The sequence below is a fragment of the Sphingobium sp. WR1 genome, assembly GCF_059693745.1.
Genome location: NZ_JCATID010000012.1, coordinates 91,486 through 114,317, shown reverse-complemented (window position 1 = coordinate 114,317; position 22,832 = coordinate 91,486). Strand labels below are relative to the sequence as shown.

Below are 22,832 nucleotides of genomic sequence, written 5' to 3'. Positions count from 1 at the left end.
CAGTTTTCCACCATCACCGGCCCATCGCTGCAAGCATCGCATAACCTCTAGATTATTACGCAAATTATATATATAATTTCATAATAATATCATATTGCGTTACAATGAGAGGGAGTTTGATGGCATACACATTGCAGCAGTTGAGCGACCTTGAGGATATACGCACGCTCAAGCATCGCTATTTTCGGGGGATCGATACCGCCGACATGGATATGCTCGCCGGCCTGTTCACGGCCGACATCGGCGTGGAATATCGCGGCGGCACCTATCGCGTCCGGCTGGAAGGACGGGACAATATGATGGAGTTCCTGGCCAACAGCTTCAATTCCGACGCCGTCGCCATGCACCATGGCCATATGCCCGAAATCACGCTGACCGGCGAGGATAGTGCCGAAGGCATCTGGTATTTGGAGGATATTTTCATCAATCTGGAGCTTCAACTCCATACGATCGGCAGCGCCATTTACCGCGACCGGTATCGCCGCGAGGATGGCGCGTGGAAAATCGCCCGCACCGAATATGACCGCGTGTTCGAGATGGTCCGGCCGCTCGCCGCCGATGCGCAGATCACCTGCCATTATCTGGCCACCGCCGGGCGCAAGCGCGAAGAACGCCGCGACATCAGCCATTTGATCGAGTGGGAGGCGGACTGACCGCGCCTGCGGTCGGCATGGGGCGATGCCGACCCAATCGATCCAGCCAATGACATAATCCGAGGGGGGAGCATCATGTCCCGTTTGCCGTTCGCCGTCACATCGCTTGCCGCATTGATGGCGCCAGCCGCGGCGCTGGCCCAGACCGACGCCGGTCATGCGCCAGCGGCGCAATCAGACGGCAGCGACATCGTCGTGACCGCCCGCCGCCGCGAGGAACGGTTGCAGGACGTGCCGATCGCGGTCAGCGCCGTCGATGCGTCCGCGCTCAACAGCCGCGGCATCGACAATGTGACGCAGGTCAGCCAGATCGCGCCGAACATCCAGTTCACCCCCGGCCAGGGCGGCAATAGCGGCGGCATCGCGCCGTTCATCCGCGGCGTGGGCGAGAATGACTTCATCATCACGTCCGACCCAGCGGTCGGCGTCTATATTGACGGCGTCTATGTCGCCCGCACCTTCGGCGCGACGACCGAATTGCTGGGGATCGACCGGATCGAGGTGCTGCGCGGGCCACAAGGCACCTTGTTCGGCAAGAATACGGTGGGTGGGGCGATCAACATCGTGTCGGCGATTCCCGGCCAGCAGCAGAGGATCGAGGCCGACCTGCGCTACGGGTCGTTCAACACGGTGCGCGGGCGTGCCTATGTCGAAACGCCCTTGTCGGACCGCTGGTCGCTCGGCGTCGCGGCGCTGGGCGAGTTTGGCGAGGGCTGGCAGAAAATTCCCTCAGGCAAGAATCTGGGCAATCGCAATGTCGTCGCGGGGAAGATGGCGCTCCACTATGACGGCGAGGGACTGGATGCCGTGCTACAGGCCGATGGCCTGCGCCGCCGCCAGCATAGCGCGCCGCACAGCATGATCGCCTTTACTCCGACCTTCTTCTCGACCCTGCAATCGACCTTCCTCGCCCCCTGCTGCACCGTGCCCGGCGACATCGACCGCACCGACAGCACATCCGCCCTCAACAAGGATCAGACCGACGCCTTCAACACGTCGCTGACGCTGACCGCCGATCTGGGCAGCGCGACGCTGAAGTCGATCACCGCCTATCGTTATGTCGATGCGCTGTTCGGCCGCGATGGCGATGCGTCGGCCGCCGTCAACTATGCCGGCGACATCCATGACGAAAAGGCGCGGCAGATCAGTCAGGAACTGCAACTCGCGCTCGATCTGGGCGGGCGCGGCACATTGCTGCTCGGCGCCTTCGCCTATCGCGAGAATACGCGCGACAATACCAGGCTGATCGTGGCGGACGGCCTTTATCCCGCGCTGGTCGCGGCGGGGCTCGATCCCTTTCCGATAGCGCCCGGCATCGCCGTTCCCGCTTCCTCGCTCGACCTGAACATCGACTTCCGCAACCGGCAGCGCACCGACAATCTGGCGCTGTTCGCCAACGGCAATTACGAGCTGGCGACCGGCCTGTCGCTGGAACTGGGCGCGCGCTACACCTGGGAGAGGAAGAAATTTTCCCAGTCGGCCATCCGTATTTATTCGGGCGAGCCGCTGCTGGCCGGAACGCCCAGCTATAGCCTTGAGAAAAGCTGGGACGCCTTCACACCGCGCGCCTCGCTATCCTACAAGATACGGCCGAACCTGATGACCTATGCGTCCTTTTCCAAGGGATTCCGGTCCGGCGGGTTCAACGGTCGCCCGACATCGCTGGAAGAAATCGGTTCTTATGATCCCGAACATCTGACCGCCTATGAAGCGGGCATCAAGGCCGGCTTCGGGCGGATCGCAACGGTCAACCTGGCTGTCTTCCGCAATGAATATCGCGACCAGCAGATCCTTGTCTCGACCGTCAGCCCATCGACCGGCCTGATCGTCGTCCGCAATGAAAATGCCGGTCGCTCACGCATCCAGGGCATCGAACTGGAGGGCAATTTCCACGTCTCACCGCGCTTCACCCTGTCCAGCGCGCTTGGCCTGCTCGATGCGCAATATCTGAACTATGTGTCGGTCATCAACGGCGTGCCGACCGATGTGAGCAACCGCAAGCTGAAGCAGGCGCCCGATATCACCGCCAATGCAAGCGCCGTCTATCAAGCGCCGTTGGGCGATGCGTTGGAGGCTGTTTTTCGCCTGGATGTGGCCTACAAGAGCGAGGTCTATGTCGATGCGGAAAACACGCCCCTGCTGCGGCAGCCCGATCACGCGATCCTCAACGCGAGCGCGGAACTGCGCTTTGCCGACAGCGGCCTGTCGATACGGGCGGGCGTCGACAATATCACCGATCGGCGCGTCATCACGGCGGGCTATGACGCCTCGACCAGCTTCGGCTTTACCGAAGCCTATTATTCGTCACCCCGGCGCTACAGCATCACGCTGGCCTGGCGTCGCTGACCGGGCAACCCGCCACGCAATTCCGGGGCGCTGCGCATCATGACCGATGATGCCGCCTTCGCCGACCTGCTCGAAACCCTCTATGGCGGACTGACCCGCTCGCCGCCGTGGGACGCATTCCTTCGCGACCTGGCCACCGCGACCGACACCACATTTGCAACGTTGCTCATCGGCAGGGGGTGCGCCGGCATCGACGCCCATGTGACGCCCGGCGCAGATCCCGACCGGACCCAGGAATATCGGGACATTTCAGAAGCCGATCCCTTTGTCGGACTGCCGGAGGGACAGGTCGTTTCCTTCAACGATTTCGTGCGCCATATTCCGGCCCGCTTCCGCCACTGGATGGACGTGGCGCGCACCGGCCAGATATTAGGCGTCGACCTGCATCGGCCGCCCAATACCGCCGTGCGCCTGCGCCTTACGCGCGATGATAGTCGCGAGGATTTCGGCGAGGATGAGAAGGCGTTGCTGACACGCCTCATCCCCCATTTGCGGATCGCGCTCGACCTGCACGCCCGGCTCACCACCACCCAGGCGGAAAGCCAGCTGTTCAGCGGCGCGATGGCCGATCTGGCGGTTGCGACCCTGATCCTGGATCGCGACGGCCGGATCATGCGGCGCAATGCCGTCGCCGCGCGGATGCTGGAGGATGGCGGCATCATCGCCGACCGGAACGGCCGGCTGGAGCCGCGCACCGGCGCGGCCACCGCCACGATCGCCCGTATACTCGCCGCCCCGCCCCCGGCCGGCGAGGAAAGCCTGTTCGAGATCGCTACCTCCGACGGGACCGCCCTGCATGGCCGCGCCCGCGCCGTGCCTTCGCCAGCCTATGGCGACGGCGCCTGGCTGGCGCTGTTTCTCACCGACCCAAGCCGCGCGGCCGGGCCGTCGGGCGAAAGCCTGCGCGACCGTTTTCAACTGACCCGGGCGGAGGCCGCGCTGGCGGTGCAATTGCTTGAGGGCACTGCGCTCGCCGACGCAGCGAGCGCGCTCGACATCGCCTACAACACGGCCCGGTCGCATCTGCGCGCGATCTTCGCCAAGACGGGGACGCATCGGCAGGTCCAGCTCGTGACCCTGCTGCGCAGCCTGGACAGCGACCTGGACAATTAAACGCGCTGCCGCCGCCAGGCCATCGTCAGGCGACGATGGCGGGATGGGGAATGCGCGGTTCGCCCAGCATGGGACGATAGGAGGGCGGAACGCGCCCGCCCGCCTCGGTGATGCCGTAACGTTGGGCGATCTCCGCGGTGATGAGCGTCTGGCCGTTCAGTTCGTCGCGGTCTGGATCGTCATGGATCGCGGCGATGACCCGGCCGTTAAATTCGGGCGTTTCCGCGTCGGCCATGAATTTTTCATATTGGTCGGGATGATCGGCCAGGGTCTGGGCGCTGCGCTCGGTCATCAGCGGCCCCATCCAGAGCGCGATCGCCGCAACCCCCGTCCCCCGGAAATCGACGCCCATGTCCGCGGCGAACTTGTCCACCCCCGCCTTCTGCGCGCCATAGGCCGCGCCGTGCATATAGCAGACGGACCCGAAGGAGGAGGTGAAGGCGACAAGCCCGCTTTTCGCCGGCACCATCATCCGCGCGGCGTGCCAGCTCGCCAGATAATGGGAGCGCAGGCCGACACCCAATATGTCGACCAGCCCGGTCGATTTTTCCCAGAAGGGGCCGGGCTTGACCAGATCGTCATGCAGGGCGGCGACATTGTTGACGAGAATGTCGAGCCGCCCGCTTTCGCTGCGCACCTGGTCGAACAGCGCGGCGATGGCGGCGTCATCGCCATGATCGACCTGCACCGCCCGCCCTTCGCCCCCAGCCGCATCGACCTGCGCCGCGGTGGAGCCGATCGTGCCGGGCAAGGTCGCGTCTCCTTCCCGAACCGAGCGGCCGGTCACATAGACGCGATAGCCCTTTTCCCCCAATGCCACCGCGATTCCACGGCCCGCGCCCCGGCTGGCGCCGGTGACGATCGCCACCGGACGGTCATTCCTGTCCATTCGTCTGTCTCCTTCAGGCGGCGGCGCTGTCGGCCCGCTTGTCGAGCGTCACATGCATCCCATTGGCGCGCTTCTGCATATCCGGCGCCTTGTCGCGCGAATTGTAGAATTGCTTGTACCAGATGCGGACCTTGCCATAGGGACCGTCATTGGGAACGACCATCGGGTTGAGGCAGGCGCGCTTGTTCTGCCAGATTTCGACGTCCTGAGCGAAAGCCAGGCGGCTCCCTTCCTGATATTCGAGCGCGGCGGCGCGCAGATCGTCCGTCACCGGCGTCGACCCGTCATTCACCTGCACCATCAGGCCGTGCCACACCCGGATCTTGCCATCCTCGATCGGCGTATGGGTGATCATGATGAAGCTGTTGAAGGTGCCCTCCATCTCCGACTGGAGGATCGACGGCCCAGTATACCAGGTATCGAGCGTCAGCACGTCTTCAGGGTTCAGCGTCAGCGTGCGATGGCCGGCCGCATAATATTGATGGACGATATGGTCCTTGAACTCATTAGCGAAATATACGAAGTCCTTCGCTCCGTGGATCGGCACGAAATGGCCATAGTCGGCCATGTTGTCGACCACTTCGATCGGATGGATATCGAGATCGCCCATATAGTCGATCTTCCAGTTGACCCAGCCGGGCGCGTCGAAATGGCCGCCGAATTCGGGCAGATCGAAATTCGGCTCCAGACCTTCTGGATCATACCACATCCAGATGGTGCCGGCCCGTTCGATCACCGGAAAGGTCTTGAGCTTCGCCGCCTTGGGCACGAAGTCGGAATAGGGAATATTCTTGCAACCGCCGTCCGGCCCGAATTGCCAGCCGTGGAACGGGCAACGGATCGAATCGCCCTCGATCTGCTCGCCATCGCGGACGATATAGGAGGTCGTGTTCTTCGCCAGATGCGCGCCCATATGCGGGCAATAGGCTTCCACCACATAGGGCGTGCCGCTTTCGCCGCGATACATCACCAGATCCTGGCCGAAATAGCGCATCGACCGGGGCGTCATCGTCGCCTCGGCGCTTTCGCCGACCATGAACCAGCCGCGCGGAAATTCGAACTCACCCAGACGATAGTCCGAAGACGTTGCCATGATATAATCCTCTCGCTTACCGCGACAAACTAGCATGATGGATCGCTCAGCGCCAGCCCGCGCAGATCATTCACGCCAAAAATCTTGCATCCTACTACGCAAATCGTCATTTAAATGGCAATATAATATGAAAATCGCGTGATACATTGAAAAGATTTCGTGCTCTGGCCGAACATGCCGCATGGCCGTGACGACGCCTCCACGTCAGGACAAGACCAGCACACCCCCCTTGTTCAGACTGCATATATGCGTAGATATTTTATAATATTTTACGTTTTTACACATTATATAGTCAATAATAAGCGAATTTACGTATTGATCAAGCTGGTTCGTTATCCTATCAAAGCGCCTTGAAGCCAGAACGCCTCAAAACGGCGCGCAAAACGGCGGTGAAGGCGCGGCATGGCGCCGCCGCCCCCATCGAGGAGAGACGCCATGCTGCTGAAAGACAAGGTCGTGATCGTCAGCGGGGTCGGCCCCGGCATGGGCCAGGCGCTGGCCCGCATTGCCGCGGCCGAAGGCGCGTCGGTCGCGCTCGCGGCCCGCAACCAGGCCTTCATCGAACAGGTCCGCGACGACATTCTGGCCAAGGGCGGCAAGGCCATCGCCGTCCCCTGCGACGTATCCGACGACGCCCAGTGCGTCGCGCTGGCGGAACGGACAGCCGCCGAATTTGGCGGTCGGGTCCATGGCCTGGTCAACAGCGCCTATTATCATGGCGACTGGAGCTTCATCGAGAATAGCGATCCCGCCGACCTCGCCAAGGCGTTCGACGTCAATTGCCTGGGCGCGCTGCGGCTGACCCGCGCCTGCATCCCCTATCTGCGCGACGGCGGGGCGGTGGTGAATGTGTCGACCATGGCCACGGTGCGCCCCTTTGGCGGCGAATATGGCATGGAGATGGGCTATGCGGTCGCGAAGGGCGCGCTCAACACGCTCGGCAAATATATGACGACCGACCTTGGCCGCTTCGGCATCCGCGTCAACACCTGCCGCATGGGCTGGATCCATGGGGAACCGGTGGAGGGGCATATCCAGTCGCAGGTCGACAACGGCATGAAGCGCGAAGACGTCATCGCCGGCATCATCAAGGATATTCCGATCGGCGTCATCCCGCCGGAGGATGACTGCGCCCGCGCGGTATTGATGATGCTGTCCGACTATAGCCGCGTGGTCAGCGGCGCTTTGCTCGACGTCAATGGCGGCCACTGGATGGCGCCATGAACAGGACGGAAAACACTGTCCCGCAGGACCAGATCGCCACCCTGCTGGACGAGCGCGCCATCGTGCGGAACCTGTCGCGCTTCGCCCGCATCCTCGATGGCAAGCAATGGGACGAGCTGAGCGAGATATTCGCGCCTGACATATGTTTCGACTATGGGACGGGGCGGGATGAACAGGGCATGGCCGCGCTGACCCGCAACATGCGCCGCTTTCTCGACCGATGCGGCGGCACCCAGCATCTGATCGGGAGCATCCTGGTCGACATTGACGGCGATCGCGCCACCAGCCGGGCCTATGTTCAGGCCCGGCACCAGCGGATCGATGATCCGGCGGGGCCGATCTTCGATTCCAACGGCGAATATGTCGACCAGTGGGAAAGGCGTTCCGAAGGCTGGCGCATCGTGCGACGCGACGCGATCTGGGCGGCGCATAGCGGCGACCCCGCCATCCTGCCCGCGGGGAACGCCGATCTGGGCTGATCCCCTATTCGACCGCCTGCGCGAAAGGCAGGCATAGGCTGTCGAAGCCCAGCATATGCGCCACCCGGCCCAGCCCGATCCATGCCGCGACGCTGTGCGCCAGGTCGACGATTTCCGCATCGGTAAACAGCGCGTGGGCGCGTGCCCAGAAATCCTCGTCCTCGGCGATGATTTTCGGCTGCTGCGCGAAGCGTTCGGCAAATTCGATCGCCATGCGTTCGCGCGGGCTGAACAGGGGTGACGTGCGCCATTGTTCGACGGCGGCGTAAAAGGCCTCGTCAGGCGCAGGGCCATTGTCGGAAACCAGATGATCGGGCCGCACTCCGGTTGCCGCAAACATCGACGGCGCATCCTTTGCCGCGCGAAATTGCTGGCAAATGATGCAGCCGTTGATCTGCGCGATGCGCGACCGCGCGCCCTCAAACTCCCGCAGCGACAACAGGCTGTGCTGATAGACGGCCTTGGAGAAAAGATCGGCCGCCGCCATGATCTGGCGACCATGCACGCGAGCAGCATAGCCATAGGGGTCGGCGGCGTCCTCGTCGGGAATGTCGATGCGGATCATGACCGTTGCTCCATCACATCCTGTATCGAGGGAATGGGCGGCATGGCGGGCACATTATGGGCATAGCCCATTTCCTCGACCCGTTCGGCAATACGCCAGCCGTCGGGCGTGCGCACCAGCCGGTCGCGATACCAGAGGCCGATGAAGAAGACCTGATCGACACCGTCATCGCCTCGATAGGTCATGGGATTGAACAATATCGTCCGACAGCGCGCAGCGTCCCCGTCCAGCTCCAGCCTGGAGGTTGCGACCATATGCTGATAGACGGGAAAGCGTTCCATCGCGACCGGGAGCCATGCCTTGATCTGGACCACGCCGCCCCTGGCTCCGCCCGTTTCGCTATAGTCGATCACCGCGTCGGACGTGAAGACATCGTCCAGCGCGTCCCAATCCCGCTCGTCGATCGCATGGCTGTAGCGCGACAGAAGATCCTGAATCTCCAGCCGGTCGGATATATGCTGAAGCGACAGCATCATGCGTTCTCCTCTCTTTTTGTCAATTTATAACCTTATTTGATTCGCGATATGGATAATATATCTCATATGATCCTTGAAATGCGTAGCCGTAAACGCAATCATCGATTCAGAATCACGATAGGGAGGAGAGGAACGATGCGTCTGGACGGCAGGATCGCGATCGTGACCGGCGCGGCTTCCGGCATCGGTCAGGCGGTGGCGAAAAGGCTTGCGGCCGAAGGGGCCACCATCGTCATCGGCGATCGCAATGTCGCCGGGGTCGAGAATACAGCCGACGCGATCGGGCCAGTCGCGACCGCGATGGCGCTCGACGTGGCCGACGAAACCTCCTGTCGCGCGCTGGTGGACCGGACGATCAGCCTGCATGGCGGCCTCGACATTCTCTGCAATATCGCGGGCGTGCTCGATTTCGGTCGCTTCGCCGATATCGACCGGAGCCGGTGGGACCGGGTGATCGCGGTCAACCTGACCGGTGTCTATCATATGTGCCACGCGGCGATGCCGCACCTGATCGAACGACGCGGCAATATCGTCAACATGGCGTCCGCCGCGGGCCTGGTCGGCGTACCCTATAATGCGGCCTATAGCGCGTCGAAACATGGCGTGGTCGGCCTGACCCGCGCACTCGCGCTGGAATTTTCCGGGGAAGGCGTGCGGGTCAACGCCGTCTGTCCCGGCGGCGTCGCCACGCCGATGGTGCAGCAGGCCCCGCCCGCCAATATCGACTGGCAGATGGTGATGCGCTCGGCCTCCTGGCTGGACGGCGGGGAGATGGCGGTGCCGGAGGATATCGCCGATATGGTCGCCTTCCTCGCATCGGCCGAAGCGCGACGCATCACCGGCGCGACCTTCGCCGTGGATGGCGGTCTGACGGCGGGCTGAAGCCCGCCGCGGTGTCGGCACGATAAGGCCGGAGGCCTGGTGAAGCCCCCGGCCCTCCGGCCTGCGCCCGCCTGCCCCGATCAGCCGCCGCCGAAGCTATATTTGACGCGCAGGCCATACATGCGCGGTTCGCCATAGAGCGTCGACTGATACAGCAGGGCGCCGGACTGATAGACGTCCGTATTGGAGATGCGATAGAGCTTGCTGGCGAGGTTGGTAGCAAAGAGGCCAATATCGAAGCCCGATCCCCCGACCTTGCGCCAGTCGAGCGAGACGTTGAGCAGGCCGAACGCCTCAAGATAGGCGCCGGGCTGGTTCTCCGGCAGATTGACCGCCTCGGTGAACTGGCGCGAGGTGTGCGAATAATTGGCGTAGAAGGCCAGCGTGCCCATATCATGCGCCAGCGGCTGTTCGGCCGACACATGGAAACTCCATATATAGGGCGAGACATATTGGAAGGGCAGGCAGGAGGCATCAGCCGTTCCGCCCGGCGCCACGACGCCGTTACAGGCGACCCCACCTGTCGCAGTCACATATTGATAGTCTTTATATTTGGCGTCAGTGTAGCTGAAGTTTCCGCCGATTTCGACGCCGGGGAAGGGCCGCATCGATGCTTCGACCTCTATGCCCTTGATCCGCGCATCGGCATTGAGCGTCCGCGCGCCGCTGGCTCCCGTCGCGGCATTGAAGTCGCCGGACGCCCGCTGGATGCCCTTATAGTCGGTGGTATAGCCCGCGACGTTCAGGCGGAAAGGCACCGATCCCAAACGGAAATCGGTCTTCACGCCCGCTTCCCACACCGTCACTTCTTCCGGGCCGAAGGAGCGCGTGTCCGGCTGCCCATTCTGGCCGAAAAACACGGCATAGGGATTGAAACCGCCCGCCTTGTAGCTGTGGCTGAGTTTGCCATAGAGCAAGATGTCGCGCGTGACCTTGTAATCCAGACCGACCAGCCAGGACGGCGAACTGGAACGCTGCGACCCCGAAAAGCGGCAGTCCGCCAGCGCCGTGCCCACCGGCACGATCAGACTGCTGTCCTTGCCGCAGACCACGAACCCGGCCGGCAACAGGCTGCTGAAATTATACTGGGTCGAAAAGCCATAGACATGGTCCCAGGTCTGACGATAGCCGCCAGTTGAAGTCCATCGGGCCGCTGGTCGAAATAGAAGCCGCCGATCGTCCAGGTCAGATTATCGTCGAGCATCTTGCCCTGCAATTGGAGTTCTTCCGACCAGACGCGGAGATTGTCGCGGGGCAGTTCGCTCGACAGGGTGGGGAAACTGTAGGTTACGGGCGTGCCCACGCCGGGCAGTGTGACGACGCCGGGCGCGGGCAGCACGCCGGGGTCGATGTCATGCTGCTGGAGCACGGTCGCGTCGCCATCATAACGATAGCCGACCTTCATCTTCTGATAGCTGACGATATTGCGCAGCGTGATTTCGTCCGACAGTTCGATATCGGTGGTGTTGCTGATGCCCCAGGTCTGGGTCTTGGCAAAGGTATCGGTCGAAAAGCCTGTCTTGCGCGGCCCCCATGCATCGGCCTGCGCGGTGGTGGCGCGATAGACGTCGCAGGAATAGCCACCGACCGTGCCGACCGGCAATTCAGCGCACAGACCCAGCCCGGCCATCGCCGCAACGTTGAAACCTTTGTGAACAAGGCCCGCGCCATTATTCTTCGAATGGGCGCCATAGGCCATGGTGTAGTTGGTAATGCTATCGGTGGGCTTGAAGAGAATGCCGATACGACCCGAATACCAATGTTCGTTGTCGCGATCCTTGTTCCACACGACGTCGCGCGTATAGCCGTCGCGATCGTGATAGGCGCCGACGACGCGGATCGACAGCTTGTCATTGACCGGCAGGTTCAGCGCGCCTTCGACATATTGCCGATCGTAATTGCCATATTCGCCCTTGATCCAGCCGCCAAATTCCTCGCCCGGCTTCCGGGGCACCAGCAGGACCGCCCCGCCGGTGGTGTTGCGGCCGAACAAGGTGCCCTGCGGCCCCGAAAGCACCTGCATATTTTCCAGATCGATGAAATTGCCCGGACCGCCCTGCTGGCTGAGCGTAATCCCGGCCGGCAACGGCACCTCGTTCATATAGACGACGACGCCCGGCGACGCCTGGAAGGTCGCGCCCTGGCCACGAATGGTGAAGGAATTGGAATCGCGCGAACCCTGCCCATTGGGGCCGACGACCATCGACGGCACGCTCGCTTGCAGATCCTGTTCCTTGTTGACACCCTGTTGCTCCAGGCGCTGGGGCGACAGCGCGGTGATAGCGATCGGCACGTCCTGGCCGCGCTCGGCGCGCCGGTTGGCCGTGACGATGATCTCGGTCATGCCGACCTGACCGGCCTGGCCCGCGGTCTGATCGGGCGCCGGATCGGCCGCCTGCGCCATGGCCGCACCGGGGAACAGCAGCGCCGATGGGGCGACCCCGGCGAGAAACCATAAGCCGTGGCACAAAGCCCGCCATGATGTGTCAGAATGCATGTCTCTCTCCCAATGTGCCCGATCTGCCGGACCGGATCGTTATGGGGTTCGCATATCATTGGCGGAGAAGGACGCGCCGGGCAGCGGAACGGTGCGCGAAAACGCCCGCCCGCCATGCCGATCGCGAATGCCGTCAGCCCTCTCACCATTTATTTTTATACGCGATGCAAACCGCTTCCTGAGAGATGCCGCATATGCAGCCCCTTGTCAAAGCCAATATTAAAAAATAAGGCGCAAAATACGGAATTTTACATTATAAGGTTGCCATATGCATATAATATTACGTAAGTTGATACGCAATAAGCCGATCGGGCAGGGTGAACTGGGAGAAGGACATATTCATGCTTGACCGCGAAACCCTGCTGCAACAGGCACGGGACCGGGCGGGGCTCGACGATTTCGGCGACCTCTGGTTTCTCGAACCGATGGATCGCTATCTGGAATCGTCCAATGGCGAAGGCCGGTTGACGCCGGCCGGTCGCGATTCCACCACCGAAGTGATCGTCAAGGGGCTGGTCAGCCGCCTGCGGATGGTCGATGACATCAAGCGTCACCCTGAGATACTGGACGAACAGGTCGAGGTCGCGGGCATCATCCTGGGCCTGCCGCGCACCGGCAGCACGATTTTTCAGCGGCTGCTGGCCAGCGCGCCGGGCATGACCGGCTTGCGTTGGTATGAGGCGCAAAATTTTGCGCCCTTCCCCGGAGAGGAACGCGGCAATCCGGTCGAGCGTCGCGCCTATGCGCAGGCGATGATCGACGGCTGGCTGCAACTGGCGCCCGAACTCGCCTCCATCCACCCGCTCGATCCCGACGCGCCGGATGAGGAAATATTGGTGCTGGGCCAAATGTTCGTCAGCACCATGGTGGAGGGGATGAACTTCGTGCCCGGTTTCACCCGCTGGCTGAACGGCTACGACCAGTCGCGGGGCCATGAGGATTTGAAAACGATCCTCCAATATCTGCAATGGCAGGACCCGTCACGGCGCGGCGCGAAATGGATCCTCAAAAGCCCGTCCAACATGCCCTATGCGGAACTGGCTGCAAACGCCTTTCCCGATGCGCTGCTGATCATGACGCATCGCGATCCGTTGCAAACGGTGCCGTCCTATGTGTCCATGCAGGCGGCGCTCTACAAGTTGAGCGCGACGGTGAGCGATAGCGATGTCGGCGCATTCTGGCTGTCACGCCTCACCGAATGGATGCAGATGTTCGAAGCCGCTCGCGCGCGCATCGGCGAGCATCGCTTCATCGACATCGACTATCGTGAAGTCGGCCGCGATCCAATGGCGCAGGCGCAAAGGGTTTTGTCCCGCATCGGCATTGCAATCGACGACCGGCTGGAAGCGGCCCTGACCGAATTTCTCGCGGGCAACGGACGTGAACAGCGTCCGATGCACGACTATGCGCCGGAACGGTTCGGGCTGGACGAGGAAGCGATCAAGCGCGCCTTCGCCGGTTATCGGGAACGCTACATCCTCTGAGGCGCGTCAATGAAAGCCCTGCCGGAACTGGCGCGGAGTGAGGCCGGTCGCGCGGCGAAAGGCCGCGCTGAAGGCGCTGGCGGTCGCAAAGCCCAGCGTCTGCGCAATCCGGTTCATCGGCAAGGCGCCCGCGCGGATCATGTCCTGCGCCCGTTCGAGCCGAATGGTCGCGGCATGATCGGACAGGGCCGCCCCGGTCGTCGTCGCGAAGGAGCGGGAAAGATGCGAACGGCTGATTCCGCATAGCGCCGCCAGCGCCTGCGTCGTCGGCCATTCCCCGTCGCTGGTGCGCAATGCGTTCTCAATCCGCGCCAGTTGCCACGGAGCAAGCCCGCCCTGCGCCGTATCGGCCGGTCGCGTGCGCCGGAACATGCGCCCCAGATCCACCATGAGCAAGTGAATCAGCGCGTCGATCGCCATGGCCGATCCGAAACCGGGCGACACGGTTTCCTGCTTCAGCCGATCCGCCAGCACCATGATGGCCGGTGAGGTGATCGCGGCGCAGCGACTGAGCCGCCGGCTGTCCCATTCGGACAGGCCGGTCGCGCACGCGAAGCGCACCGGATCGAAGCGACAGGTCAATATTTCCAGCACGCCGCCATCCCCGCGCGAATGCATGGCAATGCCGCCCGGCCGCAACATCAGGCGGCCGACCCGATGCCGTCGCCGGTCGCCCAGGTCGAACATGATCTCGCCTTGCGTCCCTTCCGCGCGGGGCATGGTGACGGACAGGATCGGCGCATCGTCCAGTTCCCACATCTCATTGGGACGCGGCAATTCATAGCGGCGCAGTTCGACGCGCGCAGCGGAACTGTCCGCCGCCGCCAGCACCGTCCAGCGCGGGACAGGGGACGAAGGCGCCGTGCGCAGATCGGTCGGGATATTTTGCGTCACATCCAAACGATAATCACACGGGGACGACAGAACAAGCTCTGGATTTGCGTAATATATACCGCCATCAACAACGCAATAATTGAAGGATGGAGAGGATGGAAAGCGGCACGATGCGGCTGGCCCGCATATATGGTCCGGGCGATGTCCGACTGGACGAGGTGGCGATACCCCGTCCCGGCGCGGGCGAGGTGCTGGTCCGGATCGCAGCCTGCGGCATTTGCGGCAGCGATCTTGGCTATATCGCGCAGGGCGGTCTGGGCGGGGTCGAACCGTTGCGGGAACCCCTGCCGATCGGCCATGAATTTGCCGGCACCATAGAAGCGATCGGCGGCGGCGTCGAAGGGCTGGCGATCGGCCTGCGTGTCGCGGTCAATCCCGACCATGGCTTTATCGGCGGCGGCGGCCCGGACGGCGCGATGGCGCCCTTCATCCTGGTGCGGGACGCGCGCATCGGTGAAACCCTCTTTCCCCTGCCCGAAACCGTCGGCTTTGCACAGGCCGCACTGGCCGAGCCGCTGTCGGTCGGCCTCCACGCGCTGAAGATCATGCATGTCGGACCAGGGGACAAGGTCGCGATACTGGGCGCGGGACCGATCGGCCTCTGCACCGTCGCGATGCTGCGCCATAGGGGCGTGACCGACATCGCGATTTTTGATCGGGCGGACAGCCGGCTGGAGCGCGCCCGCGCGCTGGGCGCCACCCTGGCCTGCAATGTCGCGACGGAAAGCATGACCGACGCGCTCAGCCGCAGCCATGGCGGCGGCGAGCGGTTCGGCGCGCGCTTTGTCGGCACCAATGTCTTTGTCGACTGCGCCGGCGCGCCCGCGGCGCTGACCGAAGCGCTGGGCATCGCGCCCTATCGCGCGCGCATCGCCATCGTCGCCCTGTATAAAAAGCCCGTCCCGATCGATCTGTGGCGAATAATGGCCAACGAAATCCAGTTGTGCGGGTCGATCGCCGTCGACCGAGCGGCCGAATTTGCCGAGGCGCTGGCCATGATCGCCCAGCCCAGCGCCGATCTGGCCCCGCTCGTCAACCATCAGTTCGCCTTCAGCGACTTTCATACCGCGCTGGCGGTCGCGGCTGACCCGGACCGGTCGGCCAAGGTCATGCTGACATTTGCAGAGGAGGCCGCATGAGCGCGCCGCAGGACATCATCATCGACGATCTCGCGCAACCGCGCCTGACGCCCGCCATCATCGCAGCGCGCCGGGGACCAGCGGATTTTGACGAGCATATGGGCGTGGACGCCATTCTTTCCCGCGCCACCGATCTGACCGGCGGCCTCACCGATTTCGGCGAGGATACTGGCTTTCGCGAGCGGCTGGCCGTGGTGCTACACGCGCTGACGGAGGATGACGGGCTGACGCGCGGCGGGCGCATCACCATCATCGATCATGCCATCCGGGTGATGGCCAATCGGCTGCGCATCGAGGATCTGGTGAAGCGGCATCCCGAAATTCTGGATATCCCGATCAAAAAGCCGCTCATCATCGCCGGACTGCCGCGATCGGGGACGACCCATCTGGTCAACTGGCTGGCGCGCGACGAACGGCTGCGATCGCTCAGCCTGTGGGAATCGGAGGAGCCGGTGCCGAGTGCGCCGCCCGCCGCGCCGGGGGAGATGGACCCCCGCGTCCGGCGCAGCGCCGAATTCTGGGGCCATTTCGAATCCATGCTGCCGCACATGACGGCGATGCACGGCATGGAAGCCAGTTCGATCCATGAGGATAATGAACTGCTCTACATGGATATCAATTGCTATAGCTGGGAATTCCAGACACGCCTGCCGCGCTGGATCGACCATTATTTCGCGCATGATCGCACTCGAAGCTATCTGTACGAAAAAAAGGTGCTCCAGGTGCTGACCTGGTTCCGCGGCCCCAATCGCTGGATCCTGAAATCGCCGCAGCATATGGAGAATCTGGCGCCGTTGAAGGCGGCCTTCCCGGACGCCACGCTGGTCATAACCCATCGCGACCCGGTGGCGGTGTTGCGATCGCTGACCACGATGCTGAGCTATGGCGACCGCATCCGCCGCGATCCGGTCGACCCGCCGGGGCTGGCGCGGCACTGGATCGCGCGGATCGAACGGCTGCTGCGCGCCTGCATCGAACAGCGCGCGGCATGGGGACCGGACCAGTCGATCGACCTGCCGTTCCACGATTATATGGCCGATCAGACCGGCACGATGCGGCGCATCTACGACCTCGCCGGCCTGCCGCTGACGACGGAGGCCGAAAGCGCCCTGCTCGGCTATCTCGCGCATAATCCGCGCCATGCCCAAGGCCGGGTGATCTACGATCTGGAAGGCGTGTTCGACGTCGATGTAGCGGCGCTGCGCGACCGCTTCGCCTTTTATTACGACCGCTTCCCCGTCAGACAGGAGAAGGACGCATGACCGCGCGCGACAAGGCCGCTCAGCGCCTGCTTTCCGGCACGGCATGGGAGGATTTCTGCGAGACGCTGAAAATCGCGGGCCGCATGATCGACCATTATGGCGACCAGCCCTCCGACCTCGACCGCGCCGAATTCTACCGCTTTCTCAGCCGCCTGACACGGTCCGGGCTGGAACGGCTGGTGGAAAATGCCGAGCCGACCCGGCCCCGGCTGCGCGACATGGTCTGGCGCCAGTCGATCAATTTCCAGACGGTCGATCAGGACCATCTGATGTGCCAGTTCGACGAGGCCCGCGATTACCGCATCACCGGCACGCGCGGGACCATCCCCTATTTCGTGACGGCGGTGCTGACCGCGCCCGCGCCTGCCGAACCGGGCGCGCAGGACTGGGCATCGCTGGGGCGGGATGGCCTCAAGGATTTCGATCCGTCGAACCTCAAGACCACGGGCTTCCTGGCCAGCCAGCAGATGGTCATCGCGGACGATGGCCGGTTCGAGATCATCCTGTCACAGGACGATCCCGGACCGGGCAAGAACTGGCTGAAGCTGGCGCCCGACACCAACTGCATCCTCATCCGCCTTGTATGGAGCGACCGCGCCACCCAGACCGCGCCCATCCTGACAATCGAACGGATGGACGGCGCGGCGCCCGAACCGATCACGCCGGCACTGATGGCGAACAACCTCGCCTGGGCGGCGCAGGGCGTGCTGGGTTATGCGGAGCTGGTCCGCAACTGGTGGCAGGGCACGCAGGGCAATTTTTCCGCCAGGATCAACCGGCTGGATTATAGCCGCGCGCAATATCTCTCCAACGGCGGCGTGCCCGATCGCCATGTCGCCTTTGGCGGTTGGGCAAAGAGGCTGGACGAGGCGCTGGTGCTGGAGTTCACGCCCCCGCCCTGCGAATATTGGAACTTCCAGATCTGCAACATCTGGCAGGAAAATCTCGACACGTTCGAAGACGGCAATGGCTGGGTGAACAACAGCCGCTTCGTCGCCGAACCGGATGGCCGGGTCCGCATCCTGATCGCCGAGCGCGATCCCGGTGCGGGCGGCAACTGGGTCAACAGCTTCGGCCATGACAAGGGGCAATGGGGGCTGCGCTTCATCCAGACGCAGGCGACGCCGCCGGTCCGGTTGTGGCGTCTGTCCCTCGACCAGCTGGAGCGGGAGGGCGTCGCCGCGCTCGATCCGGCCGACGCGATCGATACCGGTCGGTTCGTGGACTGATGCTTTCCACCGATCTTGGGCTGTCCAGCGCGCCCTTCCTCCATGTGCCGCTGCTCGACCGGCTTGCGCCCGCGCGCGATACGGGGTTCCGCGGTCTGTCGCTGACGCCTGATGACGTCGACGCCCTGGCGGCGACGGGAATGCTCGCCGCCGACATCGGCGCGCGCATCAGGGATGAGGGCCTGGCCATCATGGAAGTCGATTGCATCGGCTGTTGGCTGCCCTCGCACCGAAGGGCGGACAACGACAAGCCCATGGCCGCGCTGCTGCGATCGCTCACCCCCGAACGCGCGATCGAGACGGCGGCGCGCATCGGCGCGCCATCCGTCACAGTGGTCGAGATGATGGGCGTCACGTCTTCGCTAGACGAGTTGGCGGAAGGCTTCGCCCGCCTCTGTGATCTGGCGGCGGATTGGGGCATCAAGGCCCATATCGAGTTCCTGCCCTTTGGCGGCATTCCCGATCTGGCGAGCGCCTGGGCGGTCGTGCAGGCGGCGGACAGGCCCAATGGCGGCCTTACCCTCGACAGCTGGCATTTCTTTCGCAGCGGGTCATCGCTGGACCTGCTGGCCACCATAGCGGGGGATCGGGTCCATAGCGTGCAGATCAACGACGCCCCGGTAACGCCCGGCGCCGATCTGATGCAGGAGACGATGAGCGCGCGGTTACTGCCCGGAGAAGGCGATCTCGACCTGATCGGCTGGCTGCGCACGCTGGACGCCATCGGTTGCACTGCGCCGGTGTCGGTCGAGATTTTCTCCGGCGAAACTGCAACGAAACCGATGGCGGAGGTCATCCGGCACTGGCCCGGCGCGACCCATGCCATCATCCAGCAGGCAAGGATGCAAGTATGAGCAAGGAAGGACACCCCATGGGCGCTGCGGTCGTGGGAACGGGCTTCGGCCTCTTCACCCATGTTCGCGCACTGCGCGACGCCGGGATAGAGGTGCGCGCGATCGTGGGCCGCAACCGCGAACGCACGGCCCGGCGTGCCGCGCCCCTGAACATCCCGGTCGCATCGGACAATCTGGAACAGGTGCTGGCCGATGATCCGGCCATCCGGCTCGTCACCGTCGCCACCCCGCCCCACGCCCATTATGCGCCGGTCATGCAGGCCATCGCCGCCGGTCGCGCGGTGATGTGCGAAAAGCCCTTTGCCAAGGATCTGGCGCAGGCCCGCGATATGCTGACGGCGGCGGAGAAGGCAGGCGTCGTCCATGCGCTGGGCGCCGAATTCCGCTTCGACAGCGCGCAGGCGCTGCTGCGCCGTGTGGTGAAGGATGGGATGATCGGCGATCCGCTGATGTTCAGTCGCCTCTATCAGCAGCCCGGCGAGGACGAAGAGGAACCGCTGGCCGACTGGTGGATCGATGCGGCGCAGGGCGGCGGCTTTCTGGGCGCCTTCGGCACGCACATGATCGATCAGGTCCACTCGACCGTGGGAGAGATTGTGGCCGTCAGCGCCATCCTGCGCAAATTGTCCACCAGCCGCCCGGCCATGACGTCGGATGACTATTATAATGTCCAGTTCGTCACCGAAACCGGCTGCCGCGGCGTGATCGAGGCGGCGATGGCCTTCCCCGGCCCTTTCATCATGGCGACCAAGGTGGCGGGCACGCAAGGCGCGGCCTGGATTCAGTCCGGCGCAGCCTTTGGCGATCCCGAACAAGTCTGGGTCAAGAATGCAGACGGCACGCGACAAATCGCCATGCCGCCTGAACTGGTCAATCGCGCGCCCGAACCCTTCGGGATCACGGAGCTGATCCAGACCGAAATGGACCGCTGGCATACGCAGGGCTTCGACGTCGCGCCCTATGCCAAGCTGTTCGCGCAGATGAAGGCAAAGATCGAGGGACGCCCGCCGCCCCTGCCCGATCCGGCGGGCGATTTCCATGACGCCGCGGCCGGACAGGCGGTGCTGGACGCAGCATACCGATCTGCCGCGCAAGGATGCTGGGTGAAGGTCGAAAAGCCATGAACCGCATCACCCACGACTATGCCGGTGCCCATGTGCTGGTGACGGGCGGAACCAGCGGCATCGGCGCCGCGACCGCCGCCGCCTATCGCGATGCCGGCGCCATCGTGACCGTGACCGGCACGCGCGGGAGCGCGTCCGATTATGATGCCGACCTTGGTGGCTATCGCTATCTGCGCATGGATATGGAGGATGGCGCCAGCATCGATGCGGTGGCGGCCGCCCTCCCTCGGCTCGACATCCTCGTCAACAATGCGGGGCTGGCGCTGCCCAGCCTGGGTCTCGACGAATATGAGCCGGATGTCTTCGCCCGCGCGGTCAACATGCTGCTGGTCGGCGCATTCCGCATGGCGCGGCGCACCGTCGACCTGCTGGCGGCCAGCACGATCGAGGGCGGCGCATCGGTGATCGGCATCGCGTCGATGAGCAGCTTCTTCGGCATCCCGATCGTGCCCGGCTATGGCGCGGCCAAGACCGGCCTGCTCGGCCTCACGCGCACGCTGGCGGTGGAATGGGGACCGCGCAATGTCCGGGTCAACGCCGTCGCGGCGGGCGTCACCCGCAGCCGGATGACGACGGGCACCTTTGCGCAGGAAGAATGGACCGCGCCGACCCTGGCGCGAACCCCGCTCGGCCGGCTGGGCGAGCCGGAGGATATAGCCGGCGCGATCCTGTTCCTGTCCAGCCCCGCCGCCGCCTGGATCACCGGCCAGACATTGGCGGTCGATGGGGGCTATACGGTGTCGGGATAGATCAGGGAGTTTGCCGAAACATGGGGGGAGAGGGCACATTCCCTTCTCCCCCCTTTTTGCGTTCCGGTCAGGCGTTGCCGCCGGTCATGTGCCGCGCCGCGACATAGCCGAAGGTCATGGCCGGCCCGATCGTCACACCCGCGCCGGGGTAGCTTTCGCCCATCGCCGATGCGGCATTATTGCCCACGGCGTAGAGGCCGGCAATGGCTTCACCCTCTGCATCGACCACCTGCGCATGGGCGTTGGTCCGCAGCCCTCCATTGGTCCCGATGTCGCCCGGATAGATCGGCATCGCATAATATGGCCCCTTGTCGAGCGGGCGCAGACAGGGGTTGGGGCCATGGCGCGGATCGCCATACATTTTGTCATAGGCGGCCTCGCCCCGATGAAATTCGGGGTCCTCCCCCCTTGCCGCATGACTGTTGAAGCGGGCCACGGTCGCCGCCAGCGCCGCCGGGTCCATGCCGATCCGCTGCGCCAGAGCCTCGATCGAGCGGCCCTGTTTCACGATGCCGCGCACCGCCCTGTTATGGAGAAAGGTCGGCATCAGTGGATAGAGCGGCCCCATCGGGAAATTATGCCGATAGTCATGGTCGAAGATCATCCAGCTCGGCCCGGCGTCGCCATGCTCGGCCTGACGCCGGGCCATCTGTTGCCCGACGATATGATAGGAGGCCGCTTCATTGAGATAGCGCTCGCCCCGCTGGTTCACCATGATGCAGCCCGGCAGCGCGCGCTCAACGGTGCAGAGCCGCCCGCGATCCTCGCCCGGCACGTAAAAGACCGGCGCGGCCCAGGCTGACTGCATGTTCATTGTCCCCGCGCCGACGCCCTCGCCCGCGCGGATGCTGTCGCCGGTATTGCTGGTCACGCCGCCCGAATAGCGCGCCGCAGGATAGAGCGGTGCGTTGCCGTCCCGCATCGCCTGATTCTTGTCAAAGCCGCCGGCCGCCAGCACCACGCCCTGGCGCACGCCGATGCGATAGGGCTTGCCGTCCTTCTCCACGACCGCGCCGATGACCGCGCCGCCTTCACGCACCAGTTCCTTGAGCGGCGTTTCCAGCCAGAGCGGCACGCCCTGCCGGTTGAGCGACATCCGCAATCCGCCGGTCAGCGCATTGCCCAGCGTCAGCCGCCGGTCCTTGCGTGATGTCAGGCGGAAGGGCAGGTCCAGCCAATATCTGCCCATGTTGACGACCAGATTCCTGATCCACCCCTTGCTTCGGTAGAGCAGCTCATAAGTCTCGCTGAAATGCCAGTTCAGATAGCCGAACAGGCTGGCCGCGGGGGAGGCAAAGCGCAGCGTGCGAATGTCGGCGCCCAGCGGCTTGCCGTCGAGCGGCATCGGCAGGTGCGTGCGGAATCCTTGCGCCGACCCGCCCGGATTTTCGGCATGATAGTCGGGATAAGGGAAGGCCAGATATTGCACCGGCGTATTCGCCATCACCCAGCGCAGCATCGGCGCGGCGTTATCGACATAGGCGCGGATATTCGCATCGGGCACATTGTCGGCCGACAGCGCGCGCAGATAGGTAAAGGCGTCGTCCAGATCATCCTCAAACCCCGCGGCCTTCGCCGGATCGCTGCCCGGAATCCAGATGCCGCCGCCCGACGTCGCCGACGTGCCGCCCCACAGATCGGCCTTTTCCACGATCAGCACGTCGGCGCGGTTATGGGCGCCGACCAGTGCCGATACCATGCCGCCCGCGCCCGATCCCACCACGAGTATGTCGACTTGCTTGTCCCAGTTGTTCATGCGTATTCGTTTCCAAATCCTGTCCTGCCGCGCGGGATCGAGGACAGGCACGCACCCCATTCCCCTCGCATAATATAAACGCAGAATGATATCATACTTGCCGAAAAGTCAACTTCATGCGTAG

20 protein-coding genes and 1 pseudogene are annotated in these 22,832 nt (G+C 63.7%); 13 read left to right on the top strand and 8 right to left on the bottom strand.

Features of this window, described 5'->3' with window-relative positions; all coding sequences use genetic code 11:
- Positions 1 to 119 precede the first annotated feature (119 nt).
- From AC58EF_RS15315 to AC58EF_RS15305, 3 genes are all read left to right on the top strand, one after another.
- Complete coding sequence (locus tag AC58EF_RS15315) at positions 120 to 653, top strand: nuclear transport factor 2 family protein (protein ID WP_497277230.1); 534 nt, start codon at positions 120 to 122, stop codon at positions 651 to 653.
- Positions 654 to 728: 75 nt separating this feature from the next.
- Entirely contained in the window at positions 729 to 2,999 is a 2,271-nt protein-coding gene (locus AC58EF_RS15310) for a TonB-dependent receptor (protein ID WP_497277229.1), read from the top strand.
- A gap of 39 nt (positions 3,000 to 3,038) precedes the next feature.
- Positions 3,039 to 4,112, top strand: coding sequence for a helix-turn-helix transcriptional regulator (locus AC58EF_RS15305; protein WP_497277228.1), 1,074 nt, complete (start codon positions 3,039 to 3,041; stop codon positions 4,110 to 4,112).
- Between the two features lie 25 nt (positions 4,113 to 4,137).
- Here the strand turns inward: AC58EF_RS15305 and AC58EF_RS15300 are convergent, their stop codons facing one another.
- Positions 4,138 to 5,001, bottom strand: coding sequence for an SDR family NAD(P)-dependent oxidoreductase (locus AC58EF_RS15300; protein ID WP_497277227.1), 864 nt, complete (start codon positions 4,999 to 5,001; stop codon positions 4,138 to 4,140).
- A gap of 13 nt (positions 5,002 to 5,014) precedes the next feature.
- The gene (locus AC58EF_RS15295) at positions 5,015 to 6,094 is read right to left on the bottom strand and encodes an aromatic ring-hydroxylating dioxygenase subunit alpha (RefSeq protein ID WP_497277226.1); all 1,080 of its coding nucleotides are present in this window, start codon (positions 6,092 to 6,094) and stop codon (positions 5,015 to 5,017) included.
- 435 nt (positions 6,095 to 6,529) lie between these two features.
- Here AC58EF_RS15295 and AC58EF_RS15290 point away from each other — a divergent pair, with 435 nt between their 5' ends.
- Complete coding sequence (locus AC58EF_RS15290) at positions 6,530 to 7,318, top strand: SDR family oxidoreductase (protein ID WP_497277225.1); 789 nt, start codon at positions 6,530 to 6,532, stop codon at positions 7,316 to 7,318.
- Entirely contained in the window at positions 7,315 to 7,797 is a 483-nt protein-coding gene (locus tag AC58EF_RS15285; RefSeq protein WP_497277224.1) for a nuclear transport factor 2 family protein, read from the top strand. The genes AC58EF_RS15290 and AC58EF_RS15285 overlap by 4 nt, the downstream gene beginning before the upstream one ends.
- Before the next feature lie 4 nt (positions 7,798 to 7,801).
- Here the strand turns inward: AC58EF_RS15285 and AC58EF_RS15280 are convergent, their stop codons facing one another.
- A complete protein-coding gene (locus AC58EF_RS15280) occupies positions 7,802 to 8,362 on the bottom strand; it encodes a carboxymuconolactone decarboxylase family protein (RefSeq protein WP_497277223.1) in 561 nt (186 codons plus the stop codon).
- Positions 8,359 to 8,838 carry a nuclear transport factor 2 family protein gene (locus AC58EF_RS15275; RefSeq protein ID WP_497277222.1) on the bottom strand — a complete coding sequence of 160 codons (480 nt, stop codon included), beginning with the start codon at positions 8,836 to 8,838 and terminating at the stop codon, positions 8,359 to 8,361. The genes AC58EF_RS15280 and AC58EF_RS15275 overlap by 4 nt, the downstream gene beginning before the upstream one ends.
- 135 nt (positions 8,839 to 8,973) lie before the next feature.
- Here AC58EF_RS15275 and AC58EF_RS15270 point away from each other — a divergent pair, with 135 nt between their 5' ends.
- Entirely contained in the window at positions 8,974 to 9,720 is a 747-nt protein-coding gene (locus AC58EF_RS15270; RefSeq protein WP_497277221.1) for an SDR family NAD(P)-dependent oxidoreductase, read from the top strand.
- An 80-nt stretch (positions 9,721 to 9,800) separates the two neighbouring features.
- On the opposite strand, the gene AC58EF_RS15265 is transcribed toward AC58EF_RS15270, so the two are convergent.
- The gene (locus AC58EF_RS15265) at positions 9,801 to 10,904 is read right to left on the bottom strand and encodes a TonB-dependent receptor domain-containing protein (RefSeq protein ID WP_497277281.1); all 1,104 of its coding nucleotides are present in this window, start codon (positions 10,902 to 10,904) and stop codon (positions 9,801 to 9,803) included.
- Positions 10,905 to 11,743: 839 nt separating this feature from the next.
- Positions 11,744 to 12,064: pseudogene (locus AC58EF_RS15260) on the bottom strand (TonB-dependent receptor plug domain-containing protein); the annotation flags it as partial.
- Positions 12,065 to 12,558: 494 nt separating this feature from the next.
- On the opposite strand from AC58EF_RS15260, the gene AC58EF_RS15255 reads away from it, so the two are divergent.
- On the top strand, positions 12,559 to 13,701 hold the full coding sequence (locus AC58EF_RS15255; protein ID WP_497277220.1) for a sulfotransferase family protein: 1,143 nt from the start codon (positions 12,559 to 12,561) through the stop codon (positions 13,699 to 13,701).
- Positions 13,702 to 13,707: 6 nt separating this feature from the next.
- Here the strand turns inward: AC58EF_RS15255 and AC58EF_RS15250 are convergent, their stop codons facing one another.
- The gene (locus tag AC58EF_RS15250) at positions 13,708 to 14,595 is read right to left on the bottom strand and encodes a helix-turn-helix transcriptional regulator (RefSeq protein ID WP_497277219.1); all 888 of its coding nucleotides are present in this window, start codon (positions 14,593 to 14,595) and stop codon (positions 13,708 to 13,710) included.
- A gap of 95 nt (positions 14,596 to 14,690) precedes the next feature.
- Between AC58EF_RS15250 and AC58EF_RS15245 the strand changes: the two genes are divergently transcribed.
- The 6 genes from AC58EF_RS15245 to AC58EF_RS15220 are packed head-to-tail and all read left to right on the top strand — an operon-like array spanning position 14,691 to position 20,952.
- The gene (locus AC58EF_RS15245) at positions 14,691 to 15,734 is read left to right on the top strand and encodes a zinc-dependent alcohol dehydrogenase (RefSeq protein ID WP_497277218.1); all 1,044 of its coding nucleotides are present in this window, start codon (positions 14,691 to 14,693) and stop codon (positions 15,732 to 15,734) included.
- On the top strand, positions 15,731 to 16,996 hold the full coding sequence (locus AC58EF_RS15240) for a sulfotransferase family protein (RefSeq protein WP_497277216.1): 1,266 nt from the start codon (positions 15,731 to 15,733) through the stop codon (positions 16,994 to 16,996). Before AC58EF_RS15245 ends, AC58EF_RS15240 begins: the two co-directional genes overlap by 4 nt.
- The gene (locus AC58EF_RS15235) at positions 16,993 to 18,225 is read left to right on the top strand and encodes a DUF1214 domain-containing protein (RefSeq protein WP_497277214.1); all 1,233 of its coding nucleotides are present in this window, start codon (positions 16,993 to 16,995) and stop codon (positions 18,223 to 18,225) included. The genes AC58EF_RS15240 and AC58EF_RS15235 overlap by 4 nt, the downstream gene beginning before the upstream one ends.
- Positions 18,225 to 19,079 (top strand): sugar phosphate isomerase/epimerase family protein, encoded by an 855-nt coding sequence (locus tag AC58EF_RS15230; RefSeq protein WP_497277212.1) that lies wholly within the window; start codon positions 18,225 to 18,227, stop codon positions 19,077 to 19,079. The genes AC58EF_RS15235 and AC58EF_RS15230 overlap by 1 nt, the downstream gene beginning before the upstream one ends.
- Positions 19,076 to 20,203: a Gfo/Idh/MocA family protein gene (locus tag AC58EF_RS15225; protein WP_497277211.1), complete on the top strand. Its 1,128-nt coding sequence runs from the start codon at positions 19,076 to 19,078 to the stop codon at positions 20,201 to 20,203. The genes AC58EF_RS15230 and AC58EF_RS15225 overlap by 4 nt, the downstream gene beginning before the upstream one ends.
- Positions 20,200 to 20,952: an SDR family NAD(P)-dependent oxidoreductase gene (locus tag AC58EF_RS15220; RefSeq protein WP_497277210.1), complete on the top strand. Its 753-nt coding sequence runs from the start codon at positions 20,200 to 20,202 to the stop codon at positions 20,950 to 20,952. The genes AC58EF_RS15225 and AC58EF_RS15220 overlap by 4 nt, the downstream gene beginning before the upstream one ends.
- A gap of 67 nt (positions 20,953 to 21,019) precedes the next feature.
- Here AC58EF_RS15220 and AC58EF_RS15215 read toward each other — a convergent pair whose 3' ends face one another.
- Positions 21,020 to 22,708, bottom strand: a complete 1,689-nt coding sequence (locus tag AC58EF_RS15215) for an FAD-binding protein (RefSeq protein ID WP_497277209.1) — start codon at positions 22,706 to 22,708, stop codon at positions 21,020 to 21,022.
- Between the last annotated feature and the right edge of the window lie 124 nt (positions 22,709 to 22,832).

Bases quoted from the DNA above. Each gene is read 5' to 3' on its own strand.
- AC58EF_RS15315 (WP_497277230.1), top strand. From the start codon at position 120: ATGGCATACACATTGCAGCAGTTGAGCGACCTTGAGGATATACGCACG.
- AC58EF_RS15310 (WP_497277229.1), top strand. From the start codon at position 729: ATGTCCCGTTTGCCGTTCGCCGTCACATCGCTTGCCGCATTGATGGCG.
- AC58EF_RS15305 (WP_497277228.1), top strand. From the start codon at position 3,039: ATGACCGATGATGCCGCCTTCGCCGACCTGCTCGAAACCCTCTATGGC.
- AC58EF_RS15300 (WP_497277227.1), bottom strand. From the start codon at position 5,001: ATGGACAGGAATGACCGTCCGGTGGCGATCGTCACCGGCGCCAGCCGG.
- AC58EF_RS15295 (WP_497277226.1), bottom strand. From the start codon at position 6,094: ATGGCAACGTCTTCGGACTATCGTCTGGGTGAGTTCGAATTTCCGCGC.
- AC58EF_RS15290 (WP_497277225.1), top strand. From the start codon at position 6,530: ATGCTGCTGAAAGACAAGGTCGTGATCGTCAGCGGGGTCGGCCCCGGC.
- AC58EF_RS15285 (WP_497277224.1), top strand. From the start codon at position 7,315: ATGAACAGGACGGAAAACACTGTCCCGCAGGACCAGATCGCCACCCTG.
- AC58EF_RS15280 (WP_497277223.1), bottom strand. From the start codon at position 8,362: ATGATCCGCATCGACATTCCCGACGAGGACGCCGCCGACCCCTATGGC.
- AC58EF_RS15275 (WP_497277222.1), bottom strand. From the start codon at position 8,838: ATGATGCTGTCGCTTCAGCATATATCCGACCGGCTGGAGATTCAGGAT.
- AC58EF_RS15270 (WP_497277221.1), top strand. From the start codon at position 8,974: ATGCGTCTGGACGGCAGGATCGCGATCGTGACCGGCGCGGCTTCCGGC.
- AC58EF_RS15255 (WP_497277220.1), top strand. From the start codon at position 12,559: ATGCTTGACCGCGAAACCCTGCTGCAACAGGCACGGGACCGGGCGGGG.
- AC58EF_RS15245 (WP_497277218.1), top strand. From the start codon at position 14,691: ATGGAAAGCGGCACGATGCGGCTGGCCCGCATATATGGTCCGGGCGAT.
- AC58EF_RS15240 (WP_497277216.1), top strand. From the start codon at position 15,731: ATGAGCGCGCCGCAGGACATCATCATCGACGATCTCGCGCAACCGCGC.
- AC58EF_RS15235 (WP_497277214.1), top strand. From the start codon at position 16,993: ATGACCGCGCGCGACAAGGCCGCTCAGCGCCTGCTTTCCGGCACGGCA.
- AC58EF_RS15230 (WP_497277212.1), top strand. From the start codon at position 18,225: ATGCTTTCCACCGATCTTGGGCTGTCCAGCGCGCCCTTCCTCCATGTG.
- AC58EF_RS15225 (WP_497277211.1), top strand. From the start codon at position 19,076: ATGAGCAAGGAAGGACACCCCATGGGCGCTGCGGTCGTGGGAACGGGC.
- AC58EF_RS15220 (WP_497277210.1), top strand. From the start codon at position 20,200: ATGAACCGCATCACCCACGACTATGCCGGTGCCCATGTGCTGGTGACG.
- AC58EF_RS15215 (WP_497277209.1), bottom strand. From the start codon at position 22,708: ATGAACAACTGGGACAAGCAAGTCGACATACTCGTGGTGGGATCGGGC.